Below are 21242 nucleotides of genomic sequence, written 5' to 3' on the forward strand. Positions count from 1 at the left end.
TATGATTATGACTATGAGTTCTGATCCGAATTTCTCGAAACCCCGCGTTGAGGTCATCACCTCGGTTCAGCGACGGCGCCGTTGGTCGGTTGCCGAGAAGGTCCGGCTTGTCGAAGAGACAATGCAGCCCGGCCATTCTGTCTCGCTGGTTGCGCGACGCGCGGGCATCGCACCAAGCCAACTCTTCGCCTGGAAGCGGCGCATGCTGGAGGGCGGCACGGTCGCCGTCCAGGCCGATGAGGACGTTGTCGCGGCCTCGCGCATTCGCGAGCTCGAGAAGCGCGTTCGTGACCTTGAGCGCATGCTCGGCAAGAAAACGATGGAGGCTGAAATCCTCAAGGAGGCGCTGGCCATCGCGAACCCAAAAAAACAGGCCTTGCGGCTGAGCTCGTTCGACGAGGAGGGTTCGCCATGAAGACCGTCGCGGATGTCATGGGCGTCGCACGCTCCAATCTGGCCGAGAAGGCGAGACGGGACCAGCAGGCGCCTTCCCCGGAAAGCCCCTTTCCACGCGGCCCCTATGCGAAGCCGGAGGATATCGCGCTGTTGCCGGCGATCAGAGAGCTGGTGAGCGCGCGTCAGACCTATGGCTATCGCCGGATCGCGGCGCTGTTGAACCGGAAAAGGCGCAAGGAAGGCCTCGAGCCGGTCAATCGCAAGCGGGTTCTCCGCATCATGCAGGCCCACGCGATGGTGTTGACCCGGCATACCGCTTTGCGCCCGGCGCGAACCCATGAGGGTGTGGTCATTGCCCTGCGGTCAAATATCCGCTGGTGCTCTGATCATCTCGAACTCACATGCCGCAACGGCGATATCGTCCGCGTGCTCTTCGTCATCGATGCCTGCGACCGGGAAATCATCGCCCATTCGGCGGTCGCGCATGCTGGCAAATCCGGCGAAATGGTGCGCGATCTGATGGTGGAAGCCGTCGAGCGGCGCTTCGGAAATACGAAAACGCCGCATCCGATTGAATGGCTCTCGGACAATGGCAGTGCCTACATCGCAAAGGAAACGGCCACAACGGCCACCGCGTTGGGCCTGACGCTTGCCTTCACCCCGGTGCGTTCGCCAGAAAGCAACGGCATCTCGGAAGCCTTCGTCAAAACCCTAAAGCGCGATTATGCCCGCTGCACCATCCTTCCCGAGGCAGAAACGACCCTCCGGTTGATCCCGGAATGGATCGAAGACTTGGCCTGCTGCCGGTTTTGTGGACACCGAGATTGGGTGTTTCATGAAGCCGGAGGTGGCATATGCAGCGAAGACGGTTTGGGCGTGAGTTCAAGGTCGAGGCGGTTCGCCTGATCAGGGAACGCGGTGTGAGCGTCGCCCAGGCGGCGCGCGATCTGGATGTTCACGAGAATGTCCTTCGCAAATGGGTGAAGGAATTGGCCGCCGATCCAGGGCAGGCATTTCCCGGACATGGCCAGATGAAGCCCGAGCAGCTCGAGATCGAGAAGCTGCGGCGGGAAGTCGCCAAGCTCAAGGCGGAGCGCGACATCCTAAAAAAGGCCGCAGCCTACTTCGCGAGGGACGTGACATGAGGTGTAACCATCCGGCGTGGGCCGCGGCTACGCTGCTTTCGACTCGGTTCGGATGGCTTTCCAGTTCCAAGGGAGCAACTCGGACAGGCGTTTCTGGGGCATGTCGGCGATGCGCGCCAGCGCATCCGCAAGCCATACCGTAAGCGTCCGGTCACGCTTCTGACGGCATTGGCTTAATGTTCCAGGGGAGAAGATCGTCGATCCTGTTGATGGGGTGGTCGGCGATGCGGCTGAGGACGTTTCGCAGATAGGCCTCCGGATCGAGGCCGTTGAGCTTCGCGGTTTCGATCAGTGACAGGATGCCGGCGGCACGCTCCCCGCCTTTGTCGGATCCCGCGAAGAGCCAGTTCTTGCGGCCGAGCGCGATCGGCCGGATGCTCCGTTCGGCCGCGTTGTTATCGATCTCGATGGTGCCATCGTCGATAAAGCGTCCGAGGGCTTCCCATCGGGTGATAGCATAGCGGATCGCCTCCGCCGTCCCGGACTTGCGCGGCAGTTGCTTCAACACCCCGTCCAGCCAGAGCCGCCAGGCCTCGAAGCGTGGCCTGATCTCCTGTTGCCGAACCTCCCGTCGTCGGTCAGGCGGGGCTCCGCGGATCGTGGCCTCGATATCGTAGAAGGCGCCGATATGCTGGAGGGCTTCCTCGGCAACGGGCGCGGGCCCGGCAACCGTCAGATCGAAGAACTTGCGCCGCACATGCGCCATGCACGCCGCTTCCCGGATCAATGCCGGCTCGCCATGCTTGCGCGGTTCGTAGAGTTCCCTGAAGCCGGCATAACCGTCGGCGTGAAGCACACCCCGGAAGGTCGCAAGATGGCCCCGGGGATGTTCGCCTTTGCGATCGGGTGAGTAGAAGTAACAGACAGCGGGCGGCACAGGATCGGCCCATGGCCGCCCGTCGCGCAGATAGGTCCAGAGACGACCGGTCTTGGTCGAGCCCTTGCCCGGCTCGAGAACCGGAACGGGCGTATCGTCCCCATGCAGCCGCTCTGCCGCGAACACATGATCCCGCAAGGCTCCGATCAGGGGGGTGAGCAACCCATTCGCCTTTCCGACCCAATCGGCCATCGTCGAGCGGGCAAGATCGACACCTTCGCGGGCATAGATCCCGGACTGGCGATAGAGCGGAAGGTGATCGCAGTATTTGCTGATCAGAACATGCGCGATGAGCCCCGGACCGGGCTTGCCGCGTTCGATCGGCGGCGCCGGCATCTTCGCGGTGACCGTCGTATCGCACCCCTTGCAGACAAAGCGGTGCTGATGATGACGGACAACCCGGAACGAGGCCGGCACATAATCCAGTACTTCGCTGATCGTGGAGCCTGCCTTCAGGAAGTTCCTGCCGCCACAGGCCGGACAGGCGCAATCCGCCAGCTCGTGCACCACATCGTGACGCGGCAAGTGTTCCGGCAAGGGTTGACGCGACGGCTTTGATCGGAGGGCTTCTCGTTCCCCGGCGGGGATGGGCGCGGCCCCTTCAGATGCCGAAGCCTCGATCTCTTCAAGCGCCAGTTCCAGCTGCTCGATGGCGCGATCGACCTTCTCAGAAGAAGCCCCGAAGCGTGAGCGCCGCAGTAACGCCAGTTGCGCCTTCAAGGTCTCGATCAGGCTGTCCCGCGCCTGCAATCGCCGGGTCTGTTCGGCCAGTTCGCGTGCTTGCGTCACGATGATGGCCCGGAGGGCATCGACGTCATCAGGCAGGTTGGAGGCAGCCGGGATCATCAGCGAAGCATAGCTGATTTGCCCGGGCGGCGATACTCATATCACGCTGGAATCACTCGTTTTTATGCCGATCTTGCGGGCGGCGCCGACCAGGATGGTCGTCGCCAGTCGATCCCCTCCCACAGCATCGCCAGCTGAGCTGCCGTCAGCCTTGCCGTCCCATCTGCCGCCGAAGGCCAGGGGAAGCGGCCTCTGTCCAGAACCTTGTAATAGAGGCAGAAGCCCTGACCGTCCCAGAACAGAAGCTTGATCCTGTCCCCCCGCCGGCCGCGGAAGGCGAACACCGCGCCCGAGGACGGCTTTTGCCGCAAGTCCGCCTGAACCAGCGCGGCGAGACCGTCGATCCCCTTACGCATATCGATCGTCCCGCAGGCCAGATAGACGCGGGCACCAGATCCTGGCCCGATCATGCCTCTTCTGCCGCGCGGATAAGAGCCCGCAAGGTCGCAGCATCGAGCGAATGGTCGAACTTCAGGACACGACCACCCTTGCAGCGGATCTCGACCTTCCCGCCACGGATGGCTCTGCCGGTCTTCTCACACTCTCCTGACCGGTCAGATCGCGGAGGTTCTTCCGACGCTGGGACGATCGTCACCGGCAGGAACGACGGGGTAACCTGGTCCCCCGCTGCCGCAAGGCGAAACGCACGGCGCCAGGCGTAAATCTGTTGCGGCAGGATATCGTGCTGTCGCGCAACGGCGGAAACACCCAGACCGCTCGTCGCGACCTCGAGCAGGATCGCGCGCTTTTGTTCTTCCGACCAGCCACGACGGCGCTCGACACCCGTCAATATCTCCAACCGTCCCACCCGAACCCTCGTGACGTCGCTAAATACGGATTTAGTGACGTAACTTCAGCTGTTCGCCCGAAATCGGAAAGGTGCACTCACCGGACGCTTACCTTCGAGAACGATGCGGATCTTCTCCTCCGCCGAAAACTGCCGGCGCGTCGCCCGCCGGATATCCTTCACCACTTGTTCTGCCGGCGCTTTATCCGGCCCGGATTTTTGTCTCATCTTCGCTCCTTGATTAGCTACGATGAGCCAGAAATCCTCCCTTCACAAATCACCCGATCCTGTCCCGCCAGTGCTGACGGGGGACAGGCCATCCCTTCAGCAATCAATGCCTCGATCTCGGGGGCCTCTGGCAAATCGGTGGAAAGGGCAGCGTCCAGAATGGCCAGCCGGGTGACCAGCGTCAGATCATCGCTCATCAGCGCCGCACCGCCCTCGGCTGTGCTTTCCGCTGTGGTCAGACGCAGGTGGACGCGCGCCATTGGGATCTCGCCCAGATGGAACGCGACGCCCGCGACGCTGTCGCGCGCCTGCATCAGCATCAGCCCTTCTCGGGGTGGGGCAAGCGGCTCCACCACCGTGGCGCGGGCGCGGATGCGGTCGGCCAGTGCCGCCACCTTGGCGATGTCAGCGGCGGCAAGGGCGATGGCCCAGTCTTCTCTTTCCGGTCTCATTTCAGTGTCCTTATCCGATCAGCCGCGCACGCAGGCGGGCCGAGATCTGGTCAAGCACGAAAACGGTGAGGAAGATCACCAGAAGGATCGTGCCGACATGGCCGTATTCAAAAAGGTCGTAACGGCCCTTCAGCTCTTGCCCGATACCGCCTGCACCCACCAAACCGATCACAGCGGCCATGCGCACGTTGCGGTCAAGGATGTAGAGCGTGTAGGCCACGTAAGCGGGCGCCACCTGCGGCAGCACAGCCGCGCGCAGCACGCGCAGCTTGCCGGCCCCCAACGCCGTCAGCGCCTCTTGCGGTTTGCGGTCAGCGGCTTCGATATCCTCGGCGTAGAATTTGCCCAGAAACCCCGCACCATGCAGCCCCAGCGCCAGATACCCGGCGATCGAGCCAAAGCCGAAGCCCAGAACCAGAAACATCGCAATGATGAGTTCCGGCATGGCGCGCAGAAAACTGACCAGAGAGCGCGACGCGGTGTAAAGCACCGGATGCGGCGTGTAGTTGCGGGCACCCATGATGGCGAGCGGGATCGACAGCAGGACGGAAATGATCGTTGCCCAGGCCGCAATCTCGAAGGTCTCCAACATCTTGTCGGCCACCTTGAACAGATAGCCGTAGGGGTGGACCAGATATTCCTTGGCCTCGACCACCGGTTCGGCCTGCAGGGTCGTGGTGTTCATCTTATAGCGCGTGTTCTCGATCACCTCGATTCGGGTGAACATCGGCAGGTTGTCGCGGTCGAGGTTCGGCAGGCGCGCGATCTCTTGCCGGTCCTCGATCACGAACGGAAACAGCGAACCGAACATGCGACCCAGACCGCGCCCGACCTGACTTTCATCCTGCAGCCCGACTTGGGCCAGCACGGCCTCGCCGGTCAGGCGCAGCATCTTGTCAATCTCGACCCGTTGCGCCGACCAGATCAACGCAACGCCGATCAGCAGCACGGCCAGCGCGGCACGCCAGTCATAGGGTGCGGGCAGGTGCCAGTGTTCGGGGGATTTGACGGGGGCGGCGGGGCTGGTTTCAAAGCGGGGTGCACCCATAGGATCGCTCCAGTGTTGCCGGGGCCTTCGGGGAAACAACGGCAGGGGTATTCTCGTAAAGGGCTGCTTCTGCGGCGGCGTCAAAGCGGGCAGATGGCCCGTCAAACACCACGCGACCGCTGCGCATGCCCACGATCCGGTCGGCAAACTCACGCGCCAGATCGGTCTGGTGCAGGCTGCACAGCACCGTGGCACCGCGTTCGCGCGCCACATCGCGCAGCAGGGTCAGGATCTCGCGGCTGATCGCCGGGTCAAGGCTGGCAACCGGTTCATCGGCCAGGATCACCTCGGGGTTCAGAAGCAGCGCGCGCGCAATGCCGACCCGCTGTTGCTGTCCGCCCGAAAGTGCGGCGGCGCGCCGGTTCAGGTGGATCTCATCCAGACCCACGCGGTGCAGCGCGGCACAGGCCCGGGCGCGCAGGGTCTCGGGATACCAGCCCAGGTGCACGCGCCAGCCCGAAACTTCCGCGACCGCGCCCGACAGCACATTGGCGGCGACGCTGGCGCGCTCCACCAGATTGAACTGCTGATGCACCATGGCGACCCTGCGTCGGATGGCCCGCAGGGTGCCGCGCGCCATCTCCGTGTCGTTCAGCCGGACCGTTCCGCCGTCCAACTCGGTCAGGCCGTTGACGCTGCGCAACAGCGTTGTCTTGCCAGACCCCGAGCGGCCCAACACCACACAGAACTGCCCCTTTGGGACGTCAAAGCTGACATCATCAAGGGCGCGCACCCCATCCGGAAACTGCCGAACGAGACCAGCGAAGGAGAGGTGCGGCTGCACCCCTCCCCCGGATTGCGTCAAGGTGGCGCGGGCCATTATTGCGCGGCCTTGGCGAGGATCGCGGTGCGCAGATCGCCCGACACGCCTGACAGCGTCACCAGTGCCGGCGCCATCATGTCTTCGGAAATTGACGCATCGTAGCGGTCAACCTGTTTGCCGCCGTATCCACGGATCATTTCCGGGCTGACACCGGGGGCCTCGTGCACTGTGTTGAAAGCACCGCGCAGCGCGGCCTTCACCTTGGCCGACAGTTTGGTGGACATCGCCAGCGGTGGGTTCGGGATCGGGTCCGACTTGGCGACGGCCACGAATTTCGACGGGTCCAGCACGCCCTGGTTCATTGCCTTCTCGAAACTGTCGAACGACGCGGCGGCAGCGGCCACCTGACCTTCGGACAGCGCCTTGAGGCTGTTGGCATGGCTGCCCGTCATCCGGATCGCGCCCAGATCGTTGACCGGGTCCAACCCCGCCGCGACGATCATTGCCACCGGATAGACAAAGGACGAGGTGGAATTTGCGTCGCCGAAGGCCACGTCCTTGCCTTTCAGATCGGCAAGTACGGCGATGCCGCTGTCCTTGGCGGCAAAGATGCCTGAATAATAAACTGAAGCGCCGTGATGCACGTCCACCGCCAGCAGTTCCGCGCAGCCACGCTGTTTGGCCGGCAGATACGAGGCCGGACCGAACCAGGCGATTTCAACGATATCGCTGCAGATCGCCTCGATCACGTTGCCATAGGACTGACCGACCTTGATGTCGAAATGCAGACCGGTTGTCTGGGTGACAGCATCGAACACCGGCTTGAAATCGGCCTTTGTGCCGTCTTCGGTGCCGCCATCGGCGGGCACCAGCATGACGCGGTAGGGGTTGGCTGCAGTGCCGTCCGCTTGTTGCGCAAGGGCACCGGTGATAACAATGAATGTCGCGGCTGTGGCCACAACGAAAGTCTTGAGGATGGACATCGTTCTTCCTTCGGGTTCAAGTTGATTGACTGGGGAGTCAGGGTTGCAGTCGCACCTCAATCCGGTGCCGGGACTTCAGTGGCCCACGCAGGGTCATCCACTGAAAGCTGGATGCGGTCGCCACGGAACTGGCTGATAGCATATTCTTGCACCACGCCGCAGTCGCGGCAGGCGTTCACACCCTTGACGCGCAGCACCGGCTGGGTGCGCGGCATCCGCAGCGCCAGCGCATCCTCGAGCAGCGGCAATCGGGTAGAAATCAGGCTTTCGACGCGGTCAAGCGTGATGCCCGCGACATCGCTCAGATGTCGGGTCAGCGATCCCCCGGCGTAGCTGCGCGCGGCATCGGCGGCGGCCCCAGTCAGGAAATGCAGCGTCACCGCATAGGGCAGATCGCGTTCGCCGCGCAGCGTGCGCAAGCGCAGCACCGGCGCCCCCTCCTTCACACGCAACCGACGCGCAACGCCGCCCTCGGCAGTGATTTCCGCCCGGTCAAGCAGCGTGACCTGCGCCTTGCGCCCACTCGCCGCGAGCCGCTCGGTAAATTTGGTGTCGCGTCCGATTCCATAGACCAGCCCGCGCGCGAGCACCCTCGTGCCCCGGCCATGCACGCGCTCGACCAGCCCTTCGGCCATCAACTCTTCCACCGCGCGCCGCAGGGTGTGTCGGTTCACGCCGAAACGTGCTGCCTGTTCCGACTCGGACGGCAGCCAGTCGCCCTCGTCGAGGCCCTGTTCGATCTCGGCGCGCAAGGCGGCCGCGATCTGCGCCCAGACGGCGATCCCGGATTGTCTAACAAGCTGCGGCAAGGGGCGTCTCCCTATTCTCCACATTTAGACGTCTAGATGAGTTGAGTGACATGCGTATGACAGACAGCGTTCTGTCAGCGAATGTCGCGGTCGGAACGGGCGCTATGAGAATTGAGACTGTTTGGACATCGATTCGTCATATTGCGCAGCCGAAAGTTCTGATGATTTACGCCAAAAACCAAATCACATTCGCCCTGTCGCAGCTTGCCGTTTAGTTTCGCGCGGGCGACTGGCGGACGGCGCGCGAACCCAGACGAACAATCCCCGGAGCCGCTCGTCTCAAAAAACCGCCGTCGCGCAGCCGCTCAACAAGCTCGTGGTGATCGCGAGGACGGCGAGCCGCCGCTTCCAGCATCCGGCGTTTGACGTCATTGGCCTTCTCCGTGGTTTCAAGGCGTTCAGCGAGGCGTCCCGCTCGCTCGCCAGTGCGCCGAAGCGCAAGCAGAAACAGGAGCACGGCGAGGACGATGGCGCCGAAGCGCAGCGCCGCCCGCATCCACGGGCTCGCCGCGATCCGGCCGAGCAAGGTGCCGATCACCGCCGCCCCCGGCGCCAATTGTCGCGCCGCAGGCCACCTCAACAGCCGAATCGATGAGCTCACGCCCTGGAGATGGAAGGCCATAAACCAAGCCGCAGCCGTGTGAAGAAACAACGCTTACCTTTCAACAAGAGATTCGCCTAACTGGAGCCGACTGGTAACGGCTCTCGCCAAGGTTGGAGGCCTTTGCTTCGACGCAGGCAAAAGGTCACTATCGGGGCAGGAATCGCTACTTCAGTCGGTATGAGGTCGTTGACGATTGGCGATAAGTGAGCAACCGATGACTTCGCTCATTCAAGAGGCTTGTCTTGTAAATCCGATCTGGGACACTCCTCGGGCCTCCTGCAAGGGTCGTGACTCCCAATTTGCCGCCGCTCAGCCGCTCCTGGCCCCTAAGCGGGCATTCTGAAGGTCAATTGCTCGTGCGCTCCCACTAGACAAACCCGTAGCGCTGCGTCGGGCTGGCGCCAGAAAGCTGAATGGCGTGGCGGATGTCATCAGGGTCGACCGCATGTCGGTATTGAGCAACCGCATGCGTCATGGCAAGGTCTAGGATCTTGCGGGCCTGCCGCGGCGAGCAAGTGCCAAGGACAGTGAGGCTTTCGTGCGAGAGCTCGACACCGAACCAGTCGCCCCACTTGGCGATCAGATCGCGGTAGATCGACCGAAGGATCGCCATGATCTGGGCTGCGGAGGGTGTCGGGATCTCGATAATGAAGGCCCGATCAAGAAGCGGCTTTGCGATCGCCTGACGATTGTTTGCAGTTGCAAACCATATAACTCTGTCGGCGGCAAAGCACAGTTTGAGATAATCATCCTCGAATGATTTGGCTGTTTGTTTTTCCCAGAGGTCATAGAGCGGCCCGAGAACATCGCCATAGTCTCCGCTACGCATAGCCTTGTCGATTTCATCAAGTATAAAAATCGGTGATGCTGTGGCATCCATGATCAAAGCTTGAGCGATCTGGCCGATCTTGGCATTGCGCCAGCTGGGGTCGAGCCCGGAAAATACCCCGGTCGATGATTGGTTGGGCAAGGAGACGACCTTCGGCACGATGTTCAGGCGCCTTGCGATCTCATGCGCAAGATAGGTCTTTCCGAGGCCGGGCTCGCCGATCATCAGCACGGGCGGGAGATCCACTGGCCGGTCTGCTGCCAGCGCCGCTCGAAGCGCCGGTAACAGAAGGGTAAAGAGCTTGCCAGCATGGCCGGCTTCGCCCGCAAGGTTTTCGAGCGAGGCCAACCGCTCTTCGGTTGGCTGGCATAGATCGCGCCATCCCGCATGTTCATCCTCAGCAATTCGTGTGTACCAAGCGCTACGTTGTTCTCGCCCGTTTCCAAACTCGGGATCGTTTTCGTCAGCAAGGCGCTGTGCAGCTTGTGGATTGCAGACCCGCTTGCGCCATGCCTTTGCGCCATGGTTTGTCAGTTTTTCTTCAGTGCCGACCGGAGAGAGAGGGAGCTCAAGGGGATCGGGTGCCTCCGCGTGCGTTTCGAGGGCGGCTGTCACGGGTGCTTGAGACAATGATCTTGCCCAGATCCGCCGGTAGATGGCTCGGCGCGCTTCTACCTCTCCGTCAGCAGCTTGCGCATCATCGTTGTTGAAAGTCTCGGGTTGCTTGTCTCCAGCGCTCATTCTGGTCATATCCCGAAGGGGTCTGATATCCGCAGGAAGACCAGCCGTTTCGGTGTGATCGCTCCCTCGAGGACCGCATTCATGATGCTTAGCCATCGTTGTTACCCCCCGTATAATGCCGGACAAGTTCGCCGAGGCCTTGCGCCAGGAGGGCGACGTCTGATTTTAGATTGATGACGTAGAGCTCGCGGGCCTCAGCGAGTTGATCCGGCGCATCGCGATTTCGGTAATGGGTGTAGAACCAGCCGTGCTGGTCAACGCCGCCGTTGCGCAAGCGCTGCTGACCGGCTTCGGTGGACAATGCACTGCGGAGGCTCAGGTTTGTGAGCAGGCTATCGACGAGGCCGTCAACCGTTTCGGGATGAAGGCACGCGGGCAGGCTGATGCGGATCCCGTCCTCCTGAAACTCGACGAGGTCGCAAATTGACGGCCCAAGCGCATCCGGTCTCGCCAGCCGGATCAGGGTCCAGGCATTGGCCCCCGGCAGCGGGGTCATAGCCGCGATATCGTCACCGGGCCGGCCCCAATACCCGGCATAGTGATGGCGAGAGAGGCCTGCAATCCGGTTGAGAGCACCGTAGCGCGCGACCCCGATCTTGTAGGTTGCGATGCCAGTGAGCCGTGCGAACTGCGCGAGATGGGGGGCGCCGGCACAATAGATTGTGTAATCGATCATCGCCTTTGCCGGGTTTGCTGGCGCGATCTTGTCGAGCCGAGGTGGTGTGAACAGGTGGCTCGCATCAAACGAGGTGCCGCGATCACGCGCGGCAAATGGGTTCGCGGTCATAGGGTGGTATCCTGACATTAGTGAGTTTGATCGGGGATGTGTTCGACGTGGACCTCGATACCCAAACGGACAGCCTCGAGGCGCATCGCAAACGCAGCGAGCGAGTACAGAAACCCTGACGATTTTGGGTAAGGTCCGGCGAATAGCGCGGCGTACTTGCGCTGGAATTCGTCATAACTATCCACCTCGAGGGCGAGGAGGCGAAGGGCGAGATCGGCGGCACGCCGCTCGATCTGGCCCTTCAGAAGGTCGTCGGCATGATCAGAATTGCGGGCATCCTCGGTTGTGGTGACAAGTGCGTCGGCGGCCTCGATCAAGCTGAGCTCGATTCGCTGGCGGTCGAATTCCGAGTATTTTTCACGGACGGTTGGAGCGATGGGGCCGGTCGGGGGCTCGGATGCATTCTTGGGATTGTGGTTCGACATGATGGGTGGTCCTTAGGGTCCAGAGAAACAAAAACGCCGCCCCGGAATGGGACGGCGACGGGAGGGGGATCGGAGAAAACGACGCTCAGGAAAACGATCGTCGTCAGGGAAGAGAAGACACTTTCACGGGATTTTACCCCACTAGCCTTCTGACTCCTTTGACTTTTTTCTGATCATTCGGCTCTCGAAATGCGTCACCGCGGGATCGTCCACCGCAAGGTTCAAGCGCCCGATATCGGCACGAAGGACCGCCTCGCAGACGAGCTCGAAATGGCCATGCTCGGGCCGATCGGCTTGAGAATCGGCGAGCATCATCACCCTGGCCATGAACTCATCGCGTGACTGCGCTGGCTTCAGCGCCTGCTCGATCAGCAACAGGTCCAATGTCCATTGGGCTGCAAAAACGAGCCTTGGATCCAGGAACGGCAGCGCGCCGATGAGCCAAGATTCGAGATCGAAGATCTCGACATAACGATCGAGCAAGGCGACGGGCTGACCGGGGGCGGCAGCCAGAAACCGCTGGAGCGACGCGGGGAGGACATCGATATCGGTTGCGCCAACAACCTCTTCAACCTCAAGCGGATCGAGAATCGGGTCGATATCCATCGGCTCATCAAGGGTTTGCGGGCAACTCAGTGGCTCGGCATGCATCGGTTCCGCTTGCATTGGTTCCGCTTGCATCGGCTGGACCGGCATCTGTTCTTCGGACAACGGCTCTTCTGCATTTGGCTCTTGGTTCGCGAACTCGACCGTCGAAGGGTCGATGGCCGCAGGATCAGTGGCCGAGGAAGCGATGGCCAGTGAGGAAGAGGGATGAGCACCCTCTTGATGGTCGCCCAAAGCGTTGGGGCCCGGGAGGCCGAATTGTGTGCCCTCAATTTTTGGGGTTTCAGGATGGCTCAGGGCAGCAGATGCCGCCGCCAGCGCCGCGTCGCGGCGTGCGTCTTCATTCATCGACATGGTCGTGGTCTCACTTGTTGTGGAGGGTGGGTGAGCCTCTAGGGATCAGAAAGCCAATCCATGGGAATTGACAAAAAACAGGCTCAAAAGACTGAATCACATAATTAAATGACGCTGCTCGTTGCGATCAGTCAGCGCATCCTGGGGATTGGTTGTCTGAGGGATTCTGGGGTCAAAGCCTGACCGCACGAGCAAAGCGCAGCGCAACAATGCTGAACCCATATTGCGGGGAGCCAGATCAAGGCGCGCCGACAAGGAAGCTCGGGGATGGCATGGCGCGATGGGTCGAGGTGCTTGAACGCTCTCAGGCACATAAGATCGGCAATCACCGGATCTGTCGAGGAACGGATGTCGGACCGAAAGATCAGAAAGAGGAGAGATCGGCAGACGGATTACCGTTCCATCCCGCCTTTCCCCCTTTGCCGGGCAATCATGACCCGCTTCCGCTCGCCCGCCTTCTGGGGTTTCGCGGGCCGGCTATCAGGCCTTTGCTCGGTCTCCTGCGGAGCCGTGGGATTCGATGCTTTCAGGGCTGCAAGAACAGCAATGGCTTCATCCGAGGAAGGCAGCGACTGGGTTGGCGGGATCCTCGTTCTTGGCGGGTTGCCGCCGGTTTTCTGGCTTGTCGCACCATGCGCCTGCCCATCGACGACTGACGGGCCGCGCTGCTTGTCTCGGGGCTTTTTCTCACGCGCCGGTATCTTGATTTTTCCGGCCTGCTGCTCGAAGTTCCGCCTCGTCAAACGCTCGAATTCTGCGCCAATTTCGCGATCAAGGGCCTCCGAAAGCTGTTCAGCGGCACGCTCTTCCAACGATTCGTCGTCCGACGATCGCAGCCGGAACCGGCTCGTGATCCGCAAAGCGACATGCGAGAGGGCATGGAGGTAGGCGATGTCGGCACCATCGGCGGTGGGAACAACATCACTTTCCTTTGCCGCCTTTGCTTTGGCGGACCGTGTCGAACGCGCATTGCACTGGATCGTGCGCGCAATCGAGTGGACGTCATCCTCCCATTGCTGGTTCGCAAGCTTTACGCCGCGCGGCGTCGTCAGCCCGCGACGCTCGCGGCCATAATCTGCCTTCGACAAGTGCGGCCATGGTGGCGGCAGACCCATGGCCTTGTGGGTGCGCGGGTCGAGGCGTTTGTCATACTCGCCGCGTTCGAGATGCTTGTTTGCAATCCGCGCAAAGCGGGACCGCTCCGTGGGAATCCATTTGCGGGCGTTCATCTCCCGTATTTTCTCTTGGGTGAACGGCCGGATGACGCGCTTGGTGTCATTGGCGTAGGTCTTCACCGCCTCGATGGAAAAATCCCAGACCAGCTCTCCGGAAACTGGATGGGGGATTTTCTTCGCCGGCCGCGTCGCCAGATTGATGTGGAGGTGGTAGTTCCGTGGATCGTTGCTCGGACCGGGCGCGTGAATCACCGCCCAGTACGGGATTCCAAGGCTCTCGAACTCGGCCGTGTACTCCTTGGCGAGGGCGAGCCGCTCGCGGGCCGTCATCTCATGCGGCAGGCTGACAATCATTCTGGTCTGCACATTGCCGCCACGCCCGAGAGCGAAGCGAACCGGCGCAGGCTTTGCGGGATCCCGCTTGGCCGAGGCAACAAAGCCGGCACGCGCGAAAGCGCGGAAGACCATGAGTGCTTCATTGTCAGACACGGCAACAGATCGGGATCCCGCAACAATCTCGGCGAAAACCCGCTCCGGAAAATCTCGCGATCGTATCGCCTTGGACCAGATTTCGGGGTCAGCGTCCGGGTCGAAGGCCAGAACCGTTGGGCGCGGCTTGTTCTCGACTTCCTCAAGTTGTCGCCAGAATTCCAACCGCTCCTGCGGATCGGACGAGATCGTGCCCCAGGAGGATCGTTCGCGCTCATCGGTTTCAGTCGCACCATCGCGCTCGATATAGCCCTGATGATTGGCCGCATCCCCGGGATCGAGGGTCTCCACCCCGTCCTCGCGCTCGATGTATTTTTGATGCGCGACACTCCCGAGGTCCTTGAACTTGCCAATCGCGCGCCAGGGCACCCGCCCCACCAGTAGATCGACGATCAGGCCGCCGGTGGTGACATGGCGGACGTCGAAGTGAAACGACACCCGTCCCTCAGAGGAAGTCGGTCGGCTTGTGGCAATGATCGGAGATGCCATCATGCCTGCCACGGTCATGAGGCCAGGCGAAGTCCACCATGCGCGAAACAGCACTTGAGCCCGCTCAGATCCGACCCTGGCATTCAGGATTTTTAGCGCACGCCGCTCGGCCGCGGCGATCGCCGCATGCGTGACCCGCATGGCCTCCTCAATCTCCCGATCGAGCTCCGCCTGCTTTGCGCGCGCCAACCGGGCGGCGGCGCGTTCCTGGCGCTGGTTGAAAAGCTTAAGGGCATTATCATAGCTGTCCATGACGGGTTCTCTCCTTTGAAAAAAGACAAGAACGACAGCTGATATTTGAATGTCACCGCCCGATCGCGGCAACAATGAGGCCTCAATCGACGTCAATCAAAATATATCCTGATCAACGGCACGAAAATTCATGCAATTTACAAAGCAATGCGATGGGAACGCTGAGTGAAGCTATCAAAAATACAAATCTTGGATGGCGTTGAGACATCGACCGTACTTAAAATTAATCATTTGTTAACTAGGAACACGAGAACCGCTTGACCCAATGTAAAAGGCCGCTACCTTGAGCCCGGTATCCTGTCGCACTTGGGCAGGTTAATCAGTTCGATCCACGGGAATTCCTTTATTGGAAGTGAGCTTGGTTGAACTGCACTCACCCGCTTCGGTGGGTGATGTTGAAACAAAACGTGATGCTTCAATCGGCTTCGGCCGCGATAGGCGGTCTGAGCGCGTCAGTCTGTTCACCCGCTTCGGCGGGTGAGGTTGAAACAAAACGCGATGCTTCAATCGGCCTCGGCCGGGATAGGCAGTCTGAGCGCTTCATTTTGTTCACCCGCTTCGGCGGGTGAGGTTGAAAAGAGAAAGTTGGGCGGCCTACCGCACCGACAACTAAGGCCATTCATGGTCTTTTGATCACCCGTTTTAGCGGGTGAGTTGAGAATGATCCAAGAGCATCTTTGCTCTTTTGGACCATCAAGGGAAGTCGGCGGTAAGCCGGCTTTCTTGTGTTTGAGAGCGATTCACGGCCGTTCCGAGCCCGGCGACGTTCTCATCCTGATTGTCGCGCTGCGATCCTCGGTGATGAACATCGCTTGGCGCGCGCGTGCATTTAAGGCCCGTAACAGCCGTGCAGGAATTTCTCTTCCGGCGGGACACTCTCTGAACCTGCCCCAGGGACTGTTGGCATCCGTTCTTCCCTTCCCCGGATGACTTGACCGGTCTGGTCCCCGCTGCGATTGAAAAACGATGGCAAAACGCGACGCATTTGACGCGACGAAGCTCGCCGCACTCGGCGCAGAACGGCTCGCAACCATCCTCCATGAACTCGCTGGGAACGATGCGGCGGTCAAACGCATGCTCAAGCTGGAACTGGCCAGCGCCGATGGTCCCGAGAATGTTTCCAGCAAAATACGTAAGCGGCTGACCGCAATCGGAAAGGCACGGTCTTATATCGATTGGCATAAAAACCGGGCTTTGGCGGAGGACCTGGAGGCGCAGCGCCGGGCGATTGTCATTCACGTTGTGCCCAAAGATCCGGCATTGGCGAGCGAACTGCTCTGGCAGTTCATGTCCCTCGCAGCATCCGTCTATGCCCGCTGTGATGACAGCAACGGCACGGTTGGCAATGTGTTCGCCTTGGCGCTGGAGGATCTTGCTCGTGCCGTTGCCGCAGAGAAGCCTGCCGCTGCCGCGCTCGCCGACAAGGTCTTCGCCGGCGTCGTTGCCAATGATTACGGCCAGTTTGATGATTTGATCCCGATGATGGCTGAGCCGCTGGCGGGCGAGGGCCTTCAACGCCTGAGGGCACTGTTCGAGGCGATGGTTGCCGATCCGCCCAAAAGGGTAAGCCATGACGAGCGTAAGGCGATCGGCTGGTCATCGCGCGGTGCAATCTATCAAGATGATCTGACGATCAGCCGGCACAAGCGGCTGGCGCAATCGGCGTTGACGGAAATTGCCGATGCCCTTGGCGATGTCGACGGGTACATCGCGCGCTTTTCGGCAGAGGAGCGCACCAATCCGGCGCTTGCCGCGCGGATCGCCGAGCGGCTACTGAATGCTGGGCGTGCGAACGAGGCCCTCGATGCGCTCAATAAGGCCGAGACATCGCGTCGCCAGGGCGAATATTGGCCGGATTGGGAACGGGTCCGGATCGATGTCCTGGACGGTCTCGGTCTATCCGAAGATGCACAGAGCGCACGTTGGACATTGTTCGAGACAGTGCTGCATCCGGGATACCTGAAAGCCTATCTCAAGAAGCTACCGGATTTTGACAATGATGAGGCCGAGGAAAAGGCCCTTCATCATGCCCTGGACTTCCGGGGTTTTCATCACGCGCTCGCCTTCCTGATCGAATGGCCGTCCCTCGACAAGGCTGCCGAACTGATCCTCGCCCGGCATTCTGAACTCAACGGCGACAATTACGGCGTCTTGACCGAGGCCGCAGAGCAATTGGAAACGCGGCATCCCCTGGCGGCAACACTTGCCTTGCGGGCGATGATCGACTTCGCGCTCGATAAGGCGCGCGCCAAACGCTATCCGCACGCGGTCCGGCATCTTGCAACCTGTGCCGATCTTGCGTTGCGGATCACCGAATATGCGCCCCATCCTGATCACGCGGCCTACGAGGCCGCGTTGAAAGCGAGACATGGGAGGAAGAGCGGTTTCTGGCTGGCATAATCGGCCAGTCGCCCCGTACTCGGTCCGTCACGTCTGGCTTGAAAGGTGGCCGATTGCGGCCTTGCTTGCCGCTTAGGTATAGAGAAAAACCACCACGCCCGAGAGGGCGTGCGGCGAAGCCGCGTGTACGGGAAATTGCGGATGCAATGACCCGCCATTTTTCGAAATTTCCGATAAATCGAAGTCAATTGCAGCGCAATTGACGGTCATTTTTTGTGCCTGCACAAAAAATGAGGTGTTGGACAAATATCTTTAAAAAGATGAGGACTCGCACTCCCCTGTGCGCAGCCCCGAAAATCTCGTTAGCGTCCCCGAACGTGGTGTAATTTCCGGTGGATTTTGGGGCGCAAAAATCGCGCTCTGATCGGTGTAGCGGGGGTGGTCATCGCGACAGGCGGTTTAGGGTGGAGTTGTCTGACTTCACATCTTCACCGGAGAGCCACGATGACCAACGAGAGACTTGCACTGAATGATCTTCTGGAAAAGGCCGGCGACGGTGATTTCCTCCGCACTGTCGCCGAGAGCGTGTTGCAGTTGCTGATGGAGGCCGATGTCGATGGCCTGATTGGCGCCGGGCGGCACGAGCGCAATGCCGAGCGCATGACCTGGCGTAACGGCTATCGCGACCGAACGCTGGATACGCGGCTGGGATCGTTGAACCTCAAAATCCCGAAGTTGCGCGCCGGCAGCTACTTCCCGCCGTTCCTGGAGGCACGCAAGACGACGGAGAAGGCTTTGGTGGCGGTCATCCAGGAGGCGTGGATCGGCGGCGTCTCGACCCGCCGCGTCGATGAACTGGCGCAGGCGATGGGCCTATCCGGCATCTCGAAAAGCCAGGTCTCCAAATTGTGCAAGGAGATCGATGAGCGGGTGAAAGCCTTCCTCGACCGTCCGCTTGAAGGCGACTGGCCCTATCTGTGGCTGGATGCTACGTACCTCAAGGTGCGCGAGGGTGGACGCATCGTCTCGGTCGCTGCGATAATCGCCGTTGCCGCCAACACCGATGGCCGGCGCGAGATCGTCGGGCTCGGTATTGGTCCCTCGGAAGCCGAAACCTTCTGGGCCACCTTCCTGAAGGGGCTGATGAAGCGCGGCCTGCGGGGGATCAAGCTCGTCATCTCGGACGTCCATGAGGTGTTGATTACCGCTGAGATTTGACCCGGGTTTTTCGTTGAGAAGTGACCCGGGTTGAAGATGTTTCCCGCGGTGTTGGCGGGTCGTCAAGCGGGAGCTTTCTCCTTTCGCTTTTTCGGGGTTGCGGCGCTGGCCTTGAAGCGGAAGCTGTCGTTTCCGGTCTCGAGGATATGGCAATGATGGGTCAGCCGATCGAGCAAAGCCGTGGTCATCTTGGCATCGCCGAACACACCAGCCCATTCGGCGAAGCTGAGGTTCGTGGTGATAACGACGCTGGTCTGCTCGTAGAGCTTGGAGAGCAGATGGAAGAGGAGCGCGCCGCCTGATGGGCTGAAGGGCAGGTATCCGAGCTCATCGAGGATCACGAGGTCAAGGCGGATGAGGCGCTCGGCTAGTTGCCCGGCCTTGTTCGCGGCCTTCTCCTGCTCGAGCGCATTCACCAGATCAACGGTCGAGAAGAACCGCACCTTCTTGCGGTGATGCTCGACAGCCTGGATGCCAAGCGCGGAAGCAATGTGGGTCTTGCCGGTTCCCGGGCCGCCGATCAGGACGATGTTGTCGGCGCCATCGATGAAGGCGCCGGCATGAAGCTGGCGGACCATTGCCTCATTGACCTCGCTGGACGCGAAGTCGAAGCCCGCCAGATCCTTGTAGGCCGGGAAGCGCGCGGCCTTGATCTGATAGGCGATCGAGCGAACCTCGCGCTCTGCCATCTCGGCCTTGAGCAACTGGGAGAGGATCGGGATGGCAGAGGTAAAGGCAGGTGCCCCCTGTTCGATGAGGTCGCCCACAGCCTGGGCCATGCCGTACATCTTGAGGCTGCGGAGCATGACAACGATGGCGGCGCTGGCGGGATCATGACGCATGGCGCATCCCTTTCCTGCGGAGGGTGTCATAGCGCTCAACATCGGCCCTCGGCTCGCGCGTGAGGCTCAAGGCCTGCGGCGCGTTGATCGGAGGAACCGTTGGCGCCTTGCCATCCACCAGTCGGTGGAGAAGGTTCAGGATATGGGTCTTGGTGGGAACGCCCGCCGCAAGCGCCATCTCGACGGCACACAGGACCGCCTGCTCGTCGTGATGAAGAACCAGGGCAAGGATCTCGACCATCTCCCGGTCGCCCCCGGGACGCCGGGTCAGCAGCGCCTGCAAGCGCCGGAAGGCCTCCGGCATCTCGGCAAAGGGAGCTCCGTTGCGCAGGGCTCCGGGCTTGCGCTGGATCACCGCCAGATAATGCCGCCAGTCATAGATCGTGCGCCCCGGCAGATGATGAGATCGTTCGATGATGCGGCGATGTTCGCACAGGATCTGTCCCTCCGCGGCGATCACGATCCGGTCGGGATAGACCCGAAGACTGACGGGACGATTGGCGAAGGAGGCCGGCACGGAGTAGCGGATACGCTCGAAGTGGATCAGACATGTCGGCGAGACCCGCTTGGTCTGTTCGACAAAGCCATCAAAGGGTCGCCCCGGCGGCATCAGGCTAGCGATCTCCCGGGCATGCACATCGGCAATCATGCCCGGCAGGGCGCCATGCGGGATCTCCGCCCATTGCGCGATACAGCGCGCTTCGAGCCAGGCATTGAGCGCATCGAGATCGGCGAAGCTCGGCATAGGTTGCCAGAGCCGTCGGCGCGCATCCTGCACGTTCTTCTCGACCTGGCCCTTCTCCCAACCGGAAGCCGGATTGCAGAACTCTGGATCGAACAGGTAATGGCTGGCCATGGCTGCGAACCGGGCATTGATCTGACGGGCCTTGCCGGATCCAAGCCGATCGACGGCTGTCTTCATGTTGTCGAAGATCCCGCGCCGGGGCACGCCGCCCAGAACCCGGAACGCCTGGGCCAGCGCATCGAACAGCATCTCGTGGGTCTGGAGCAGATAGGCGCGCAGGATGAAGACCCGGCTATGGGAGAGCTTGGTATGGGCCACCTGCAACTTGACGCGTTCTCCACCGAGGATGGCCCAATCCTCGCTCCAGTCGAACTGGAAGGCCTCGCCGGGGGCAAAGACCAGGGGAACGAAGATTCCGCGGCCGCTGGTCTGGGTTTCGCGTTGTCGCTCGTCCTTCCATGCCCGAACGAAGGCTGCAAAGCGACCGTATGAGCCGCCATAACCCAGGGCGACAAGATCAGCGTGCATCTGCCGCGCAGTCCGTCGCTGCTTGCGGGATTTGCCGGCCTCCGACCGCAACCACCCCGTCACCTTCGCGGCGAAAGCATCGAGTTTGCTCGGGCGATCAGGAACCTTGAACTTCGGCTCAACCGTGCCGGCGCGAAGATATTTGCGGATCGTGTTCCGCGACAATCCCGTGCGCCGCTCAATCTCCCGGATCGGCATCCCTTCGCGGAAATGCCAGCGCCGGATGACGCTCAATAATGCCATGTCGATCACTCCATGTTCCCCCGACCCAAAGCCAGGGAGAAGGTCAGAACATGGGTCAAATCTCAGTGGAAATTTACGAGAGCCCCGGGTCAGTTCTCAGCGGTAATCAACGGTCCATGAGGGCCTGAAAGCCGCCATCCAGCGCGTGATCGGCGCGACATGGCAGCGCTGCCGCGTTCACTTCATGCGCAATGCCCTTGCTCATGTTCCGAAGGGCCAGCACACCATGGTCGCCGCCGCC

General features: G+C 61.2%; 18 protein-coding genes and 4 pseudogenes. 5 read left to right on the forward strand and 17 right to left on the reverse strand.

Annotation, left to right across the window (positions count from 1 at the left end; all coding sequences use genetic code 11):
* Position 1: 1 nt before the first annotated feature.
* Together FWJ24_RS12755 and FWJ24_RS12760 are read left to right on the forward strand one after the other, a co-directional pair.
* Positions 2-1188: pseudogene (locus FWJ24_RS12755) on the forward strand (IS3 family transposase); the annotation flags it as partial.
* A 62-nt stretch (positions 1189-1250) separates the two neighbouring features.
* Positions 1251-1546, forward strand: a pseudogene (locus tag FWJ24_RS12760) (transposase); the annotation flags it as partial.
* Positions 1547-1692: 146 nt separating this feature from the next.
* Here FWJ24_RS12760 and tnpC read toward each other — a convergent pair.
* From tnpC to FWJ24_RS12830, 15 genes are all read right to left on the reverse strand, one after another.
* Positions 1693-3264, reverse strand: coding sequence for an IS66 family transposase (tnpC, locus tag FWJ24_RS12765; RefSeq protein ID WP_150288226.1), 1572 nt, complete (start codon positions 3262-3264; stop codon positions 1693-1695).
* Positions 3265-3326: 62 nt separating this feature from the next.
* Complete coding sequence (gene tnpB, locus FWJ24_RS12770; RefSeq protein ID WP_150288227.1) at positions 3327-3674, reverse strand: IS66 family insertion sequence element accessory protein TnpB; 348 nt, start codon at positions 3672-3674, stop codon at positions 3327-3329.
* Positions 3671-4054: an IS66-like element accessory protein TnpA gene (gene tnpA, locus FWJ24_RS12775; RefSeq protein WP_166443709.1), complete on the reverse strand. Its 384-nt coding sequence runs from the start codon at positions 4052-4054 to the stop codon at positions 3671-3673. Before tnpA ends, tnpB begins: the two co-directional genes overlap by 4 nt.
* Before the next feature lie 63 nt (positions 4055-4117).
* Complete coding sequence (locus tag FWJ24_RS14665) at positions 4118-4279, reverse strand: hypothetical protein (protein ID WP_166443696.1); 162 nt, start codon at positions 4277-4279, stop codon at positions 4118-4120.
* A gap of 17 nt (positions 4280-4296) precedes the next feature.
* Positions 4297-4731, reverse strand: a complete 435-nt coding sequence (locus tag FWJ24_RS12780; protein WP_150288229.1) for a phosphonate C-P lyase system protein PhnG — start codon at positions 4729-4731, stop codon at positions 4297-4299.
* Positions 4732-4741: 10 nt separating this feature from the next.
* Positions 4742-5779: a phosphonate ABC transporter, permease protein PhnE gene (gene phnE / locus FWJ24_RS12785; protein ID WP_150288230.1), complete on the reverse strand. Its 1038-nt coding sequence runs from the start codon at positions 5777-5779 to the stop codon at positions 4742-4744.
* Positions 5760-6599, reverse strand: coding sequence for a phosphonate ABC transporter ATP-binding protein (gene phnC, locus FWJ24_RS12790; RefSeq protein WP_150288231.1), 840 nt, complete (start codon positions 6597-6599; stop codon positions 5760-5762). The genes phnE and phnC overlap by 20 nt, the downstream gene beginning before the upstream one ends.
* On the reverse strand, positions 6599-7525 hold the full coding sequence (locus FWJ24_RS12795) for a phosphate/phosphite/phosphonate ABC transporter substrate-binding protein (protein WP_150288232.1): 927 nt from the start codon (positions 7523-7525) through the stop codon (positions 6599-6601). Before FWJ24_RS12795 ends, phnC begins: the two co-directional genes overlap by 1 nt.
* A gap of 56 nt (positions 7526-7581) precedes the next feature.
* On the reverse strand, positions 7582-8334 hold the full coding sequence (phnF, locus tag FWJ24_RS12800; RefSeq protein WP_166443710.1) for a phosphonate metabolism transcriptional regulator PhnF: 753 nt from the start codon (positions 8332-8334) through the stop codon (positions 7582-7584).
* Positions 8335-8545: 211 nt separating this feature from the next.
* Positions 8546-8956 (reverse strand): hypothetical protein, encoded by a 411-nt coding sequence (locus tag FWJ24_RS14850; protein ID WP_246155679.1) that lies wholly within the window; start codon positions 8954-8956, stop codon positions 8546-8548.
* Positions 8957-9305: 349 nt separating this feature from the next.
* A complete protein-coding gene (locus FWJ24_RS12810; RefSeq protein WP_166443711.1) occupies positions 9306-10508 on the reverse strand; it encodes an AAA family ATPase in 1203 nt (400 codons plus the stop codon).
* A gap of 88 nt (positions 10509-10596) precedes the next feature.
* Complete coding sequence (locus tag FWJ24_RS12815) at positions 10597-11295, reverse strand: hypothetical protein (protein ID WP_150288235.1); 699 nt, start codon at positions 11293-11295, stop codon at positions 10597-10599.
* A gap of 17 nt (positions 11296-11312) precedes the next feature.
* Positions 11313-11720 carry a hypothetical protein gene (locus tag FWJ24_RS12820; protein WP_150288236.1) on the reverse strand — a complete coding sequence of 136 codons (408 nt, stop codon included), beginning with the start codon at positions 11718-11720 and terminating at the stop codon, positions 11313-11315.
* Between the two features lie 141 nt (positions 11721-11861).
* The gene (locus FWJ24_RS12825; RefSeq protein WP_150288237.1) at positions 11862-12680 is read right to left on the reverse strand and encodes a hypothetical protein; all 819 of its coding nucleotides are present in this window, start codon (positions 12678-12680) and stop codon (positions 11862-11864) included.
* Between the two features lie 392 nt (positions 12681-13072).
* Positions 13073-15085, reverse strand: coding sequence for a MobA/MobL family protein (locus FWJ24_RS12830; protein ID WP_150288238.1), 2013 nt, complete (start codon positions 15083-15085; stop codon positions 13073-13075).
* A 966-nt stretch (positions 15086-16051) separates the two neighbouring features.
* Between FWJ24_RS12830 and FWJ24_RS12835 the strand changes: the two genes are divergently transcribed.
* Together FWJ24_RS12835 and FWJ24_RS12840 are read left to right on the forward strand one after the other, a co-directional pair.
* Positions 16052-17485, forward strand: a complete 1434-nt coding sequence (locus FWJ24_RS12835; RefSeq protein WP_150288239.1) for a DUF6880 family protein — start codon at positions 16052-16054, stop codon at positions 17483-17485.
* Positions 17486-17929: 444 nt separating this feature from the next.
* A pseudogene (locus tag FWJ24_RS12840) lies at positions 17930-18634 on the forward strand (IS256 family transposase); the annotation flags it as partial.
* 71 nt (positions 18635-18705) lie between these two features.
* Here the strand turns inward: FWJ24_RS12840 and istB are convergent.
* Entirely contained in the window at positions 18706-19485 is a 780-nt protein-coding gene (gene istB / locus FWJ24_RS12845; protein WP_150288240.1) for an IS21-like element helper ATPase IstB, read from the reverse strand.
* On the reverse strand, positions 19475-21001 hold the full coding sequence (istA, locus tag FWJ24_RS12850) for an IS21 family transposase (protein ID WP_150288250.1): 1527 nt from the start codon (positions 20999-21001) through the stop codon (positions 19475-19477). The genes istB and istA overlap by 11 nt, the downstream gene beginning before the upstream one ends.
* A 106-nt stretch (positions 21002-21107) precedes the next feature.
* Here istA and FWJ24_RS12855 point away from each other — a divergent pair.
* Positions 21108-21242: pseudogene (locus FWJ24_RS12855) on the forward strand (transposase); the annotation flags it as partial.

It is taken from the genome of Rhabdaerophilum calidifontis, assembly GCF_008641065.1.
GTDB lineage: Bacteria > Pseudomonadota > Alphaproteobacteria > Rhizobiales > Beijerinckiaceae > Rhabdaerophilum > Rhabdaerophilum calidifontis.

What these genes read in the sequence shown, in the direction of transcription:
- tnpC (WP_150288226.1), bottom strand. Translation starts at nt 3,264, where the DNA reads ATGATCCCGGCTGCCTCCAACCTGCCTGATGACGTCGATGCCCTCCGG.
- tnpB (WP_150288227.1), bottom strand. Translation starts at nt 3,674, where the DNA reads ATGATCGGGCCAGGATCTGGTGCCCGCGTCTATCTGGCCTGCGGGACG.
- FWJ24_RS14665 (WP_166443696.1), bottom strand. Translation starts at nt 4,279, where the DNA reads ATGAGACAAAAATCCGGGCCGGATAAAGCGCCGGCAGAACAAGTGGTG.
- FWJ24_RS12780 (WP_150288229.1), bottom strand. Translation starts at nt 4,731, where the DNA reads ATGAGACCGGAAAGAGAAGACTGGGCCATCGCCCTTGCCGCCGCTGAC.
- phnE (WP_150288230.1), bottom strand. Translation starts at nt 5,779, where the DNA reads ATGGGTGCACCCCGCTTTGAAACCAGCCCCGCCGCCCCCGTCAAATCC.
- phnC (WP_150288231.1), bottom strand. Translation starts at nt 6,599, where the DNA reads ATGGCCCGCGCCACCTTGACGCAATCCGGGGGAGGGGTGCAGCCGCAC.
- FWJ24_RS12795 (WP_150288232.1), bottom strand. Translation starts at nt 7,525, where the DNA reads ATGTCCATCCTCAAGACTTTCGTTGTGGCCACAGCCGCGACATTCATT.
- FWJ24_RS14850 (WP_246155679.1), bottom strand. Translation starts at nt 8,956, where the DNA reads ATGGCCTTCCATCTCCAGGGCGTGAGCTCATCGATTCGGCTGTTGAGG.
- FWJ24_RS12810 (WP_166443711.1), bottom strand. Translation starts at nt 10,508, where the DNA reads ATGAGCGCTGGAGACAAGCAACCCGAGACTTTCAACAACGATGATGCG.
- FWJ24_RS12815 (WP_150288235.1), bottom strand. Translation starts at nt 11,295, where the DNA reads ATGACCGCGAACCCATTTGCCGCGCGTGATCGCGGCACCTCGTTTGAT.
- FWJ24_RS12820 (WP_150288236.1), bottom strand. Translation starts at nt 11,720, where the DNA reads ATGTCGAACCACAATCCCAAGAATGCATCCGAGCCCCCGACCGGCCCC.
- FWJ24_RS12825 (WP_150288237.1), bottom strand. Translation starts at nt 12,680, where the DNA reads ATGTCGATGAATGAAGACGCACGCCGCGACGCGGCGCTGGCGGCGGCA.
- FWJ24_RS12830 (WP_150288238.1), bottom strand. Translation starts at nt 15,085, where the DNA reads ATGGACAGCTATGATAATGCCCTTAAGCTTTTCAACCAGCGCCAGGAA.
- FWJ24_RS12835 (WP_150288239.1), top strand. Translation starts at nt 16,052, where the DNA reads ATGGCAAAACGCGACGCATTTGACGCGACGAAGCTCGCCGCACTCGGC.
- istB (WP_150288240.1), bottom strand. Translation starts at nt 19,485, where the DNA reads ATGCGTCATGATCCCGCCAGCGCCGCCATCGTTGTCATGCTCCGCAGC.
- istA (WP_150288250.1), bottom strand. Translation starts at nt 21,001, where the DNA reads ATGGCATTATTGAGCGTCATCCGGCGCTGGCATTTCCGCGAAGGGATG.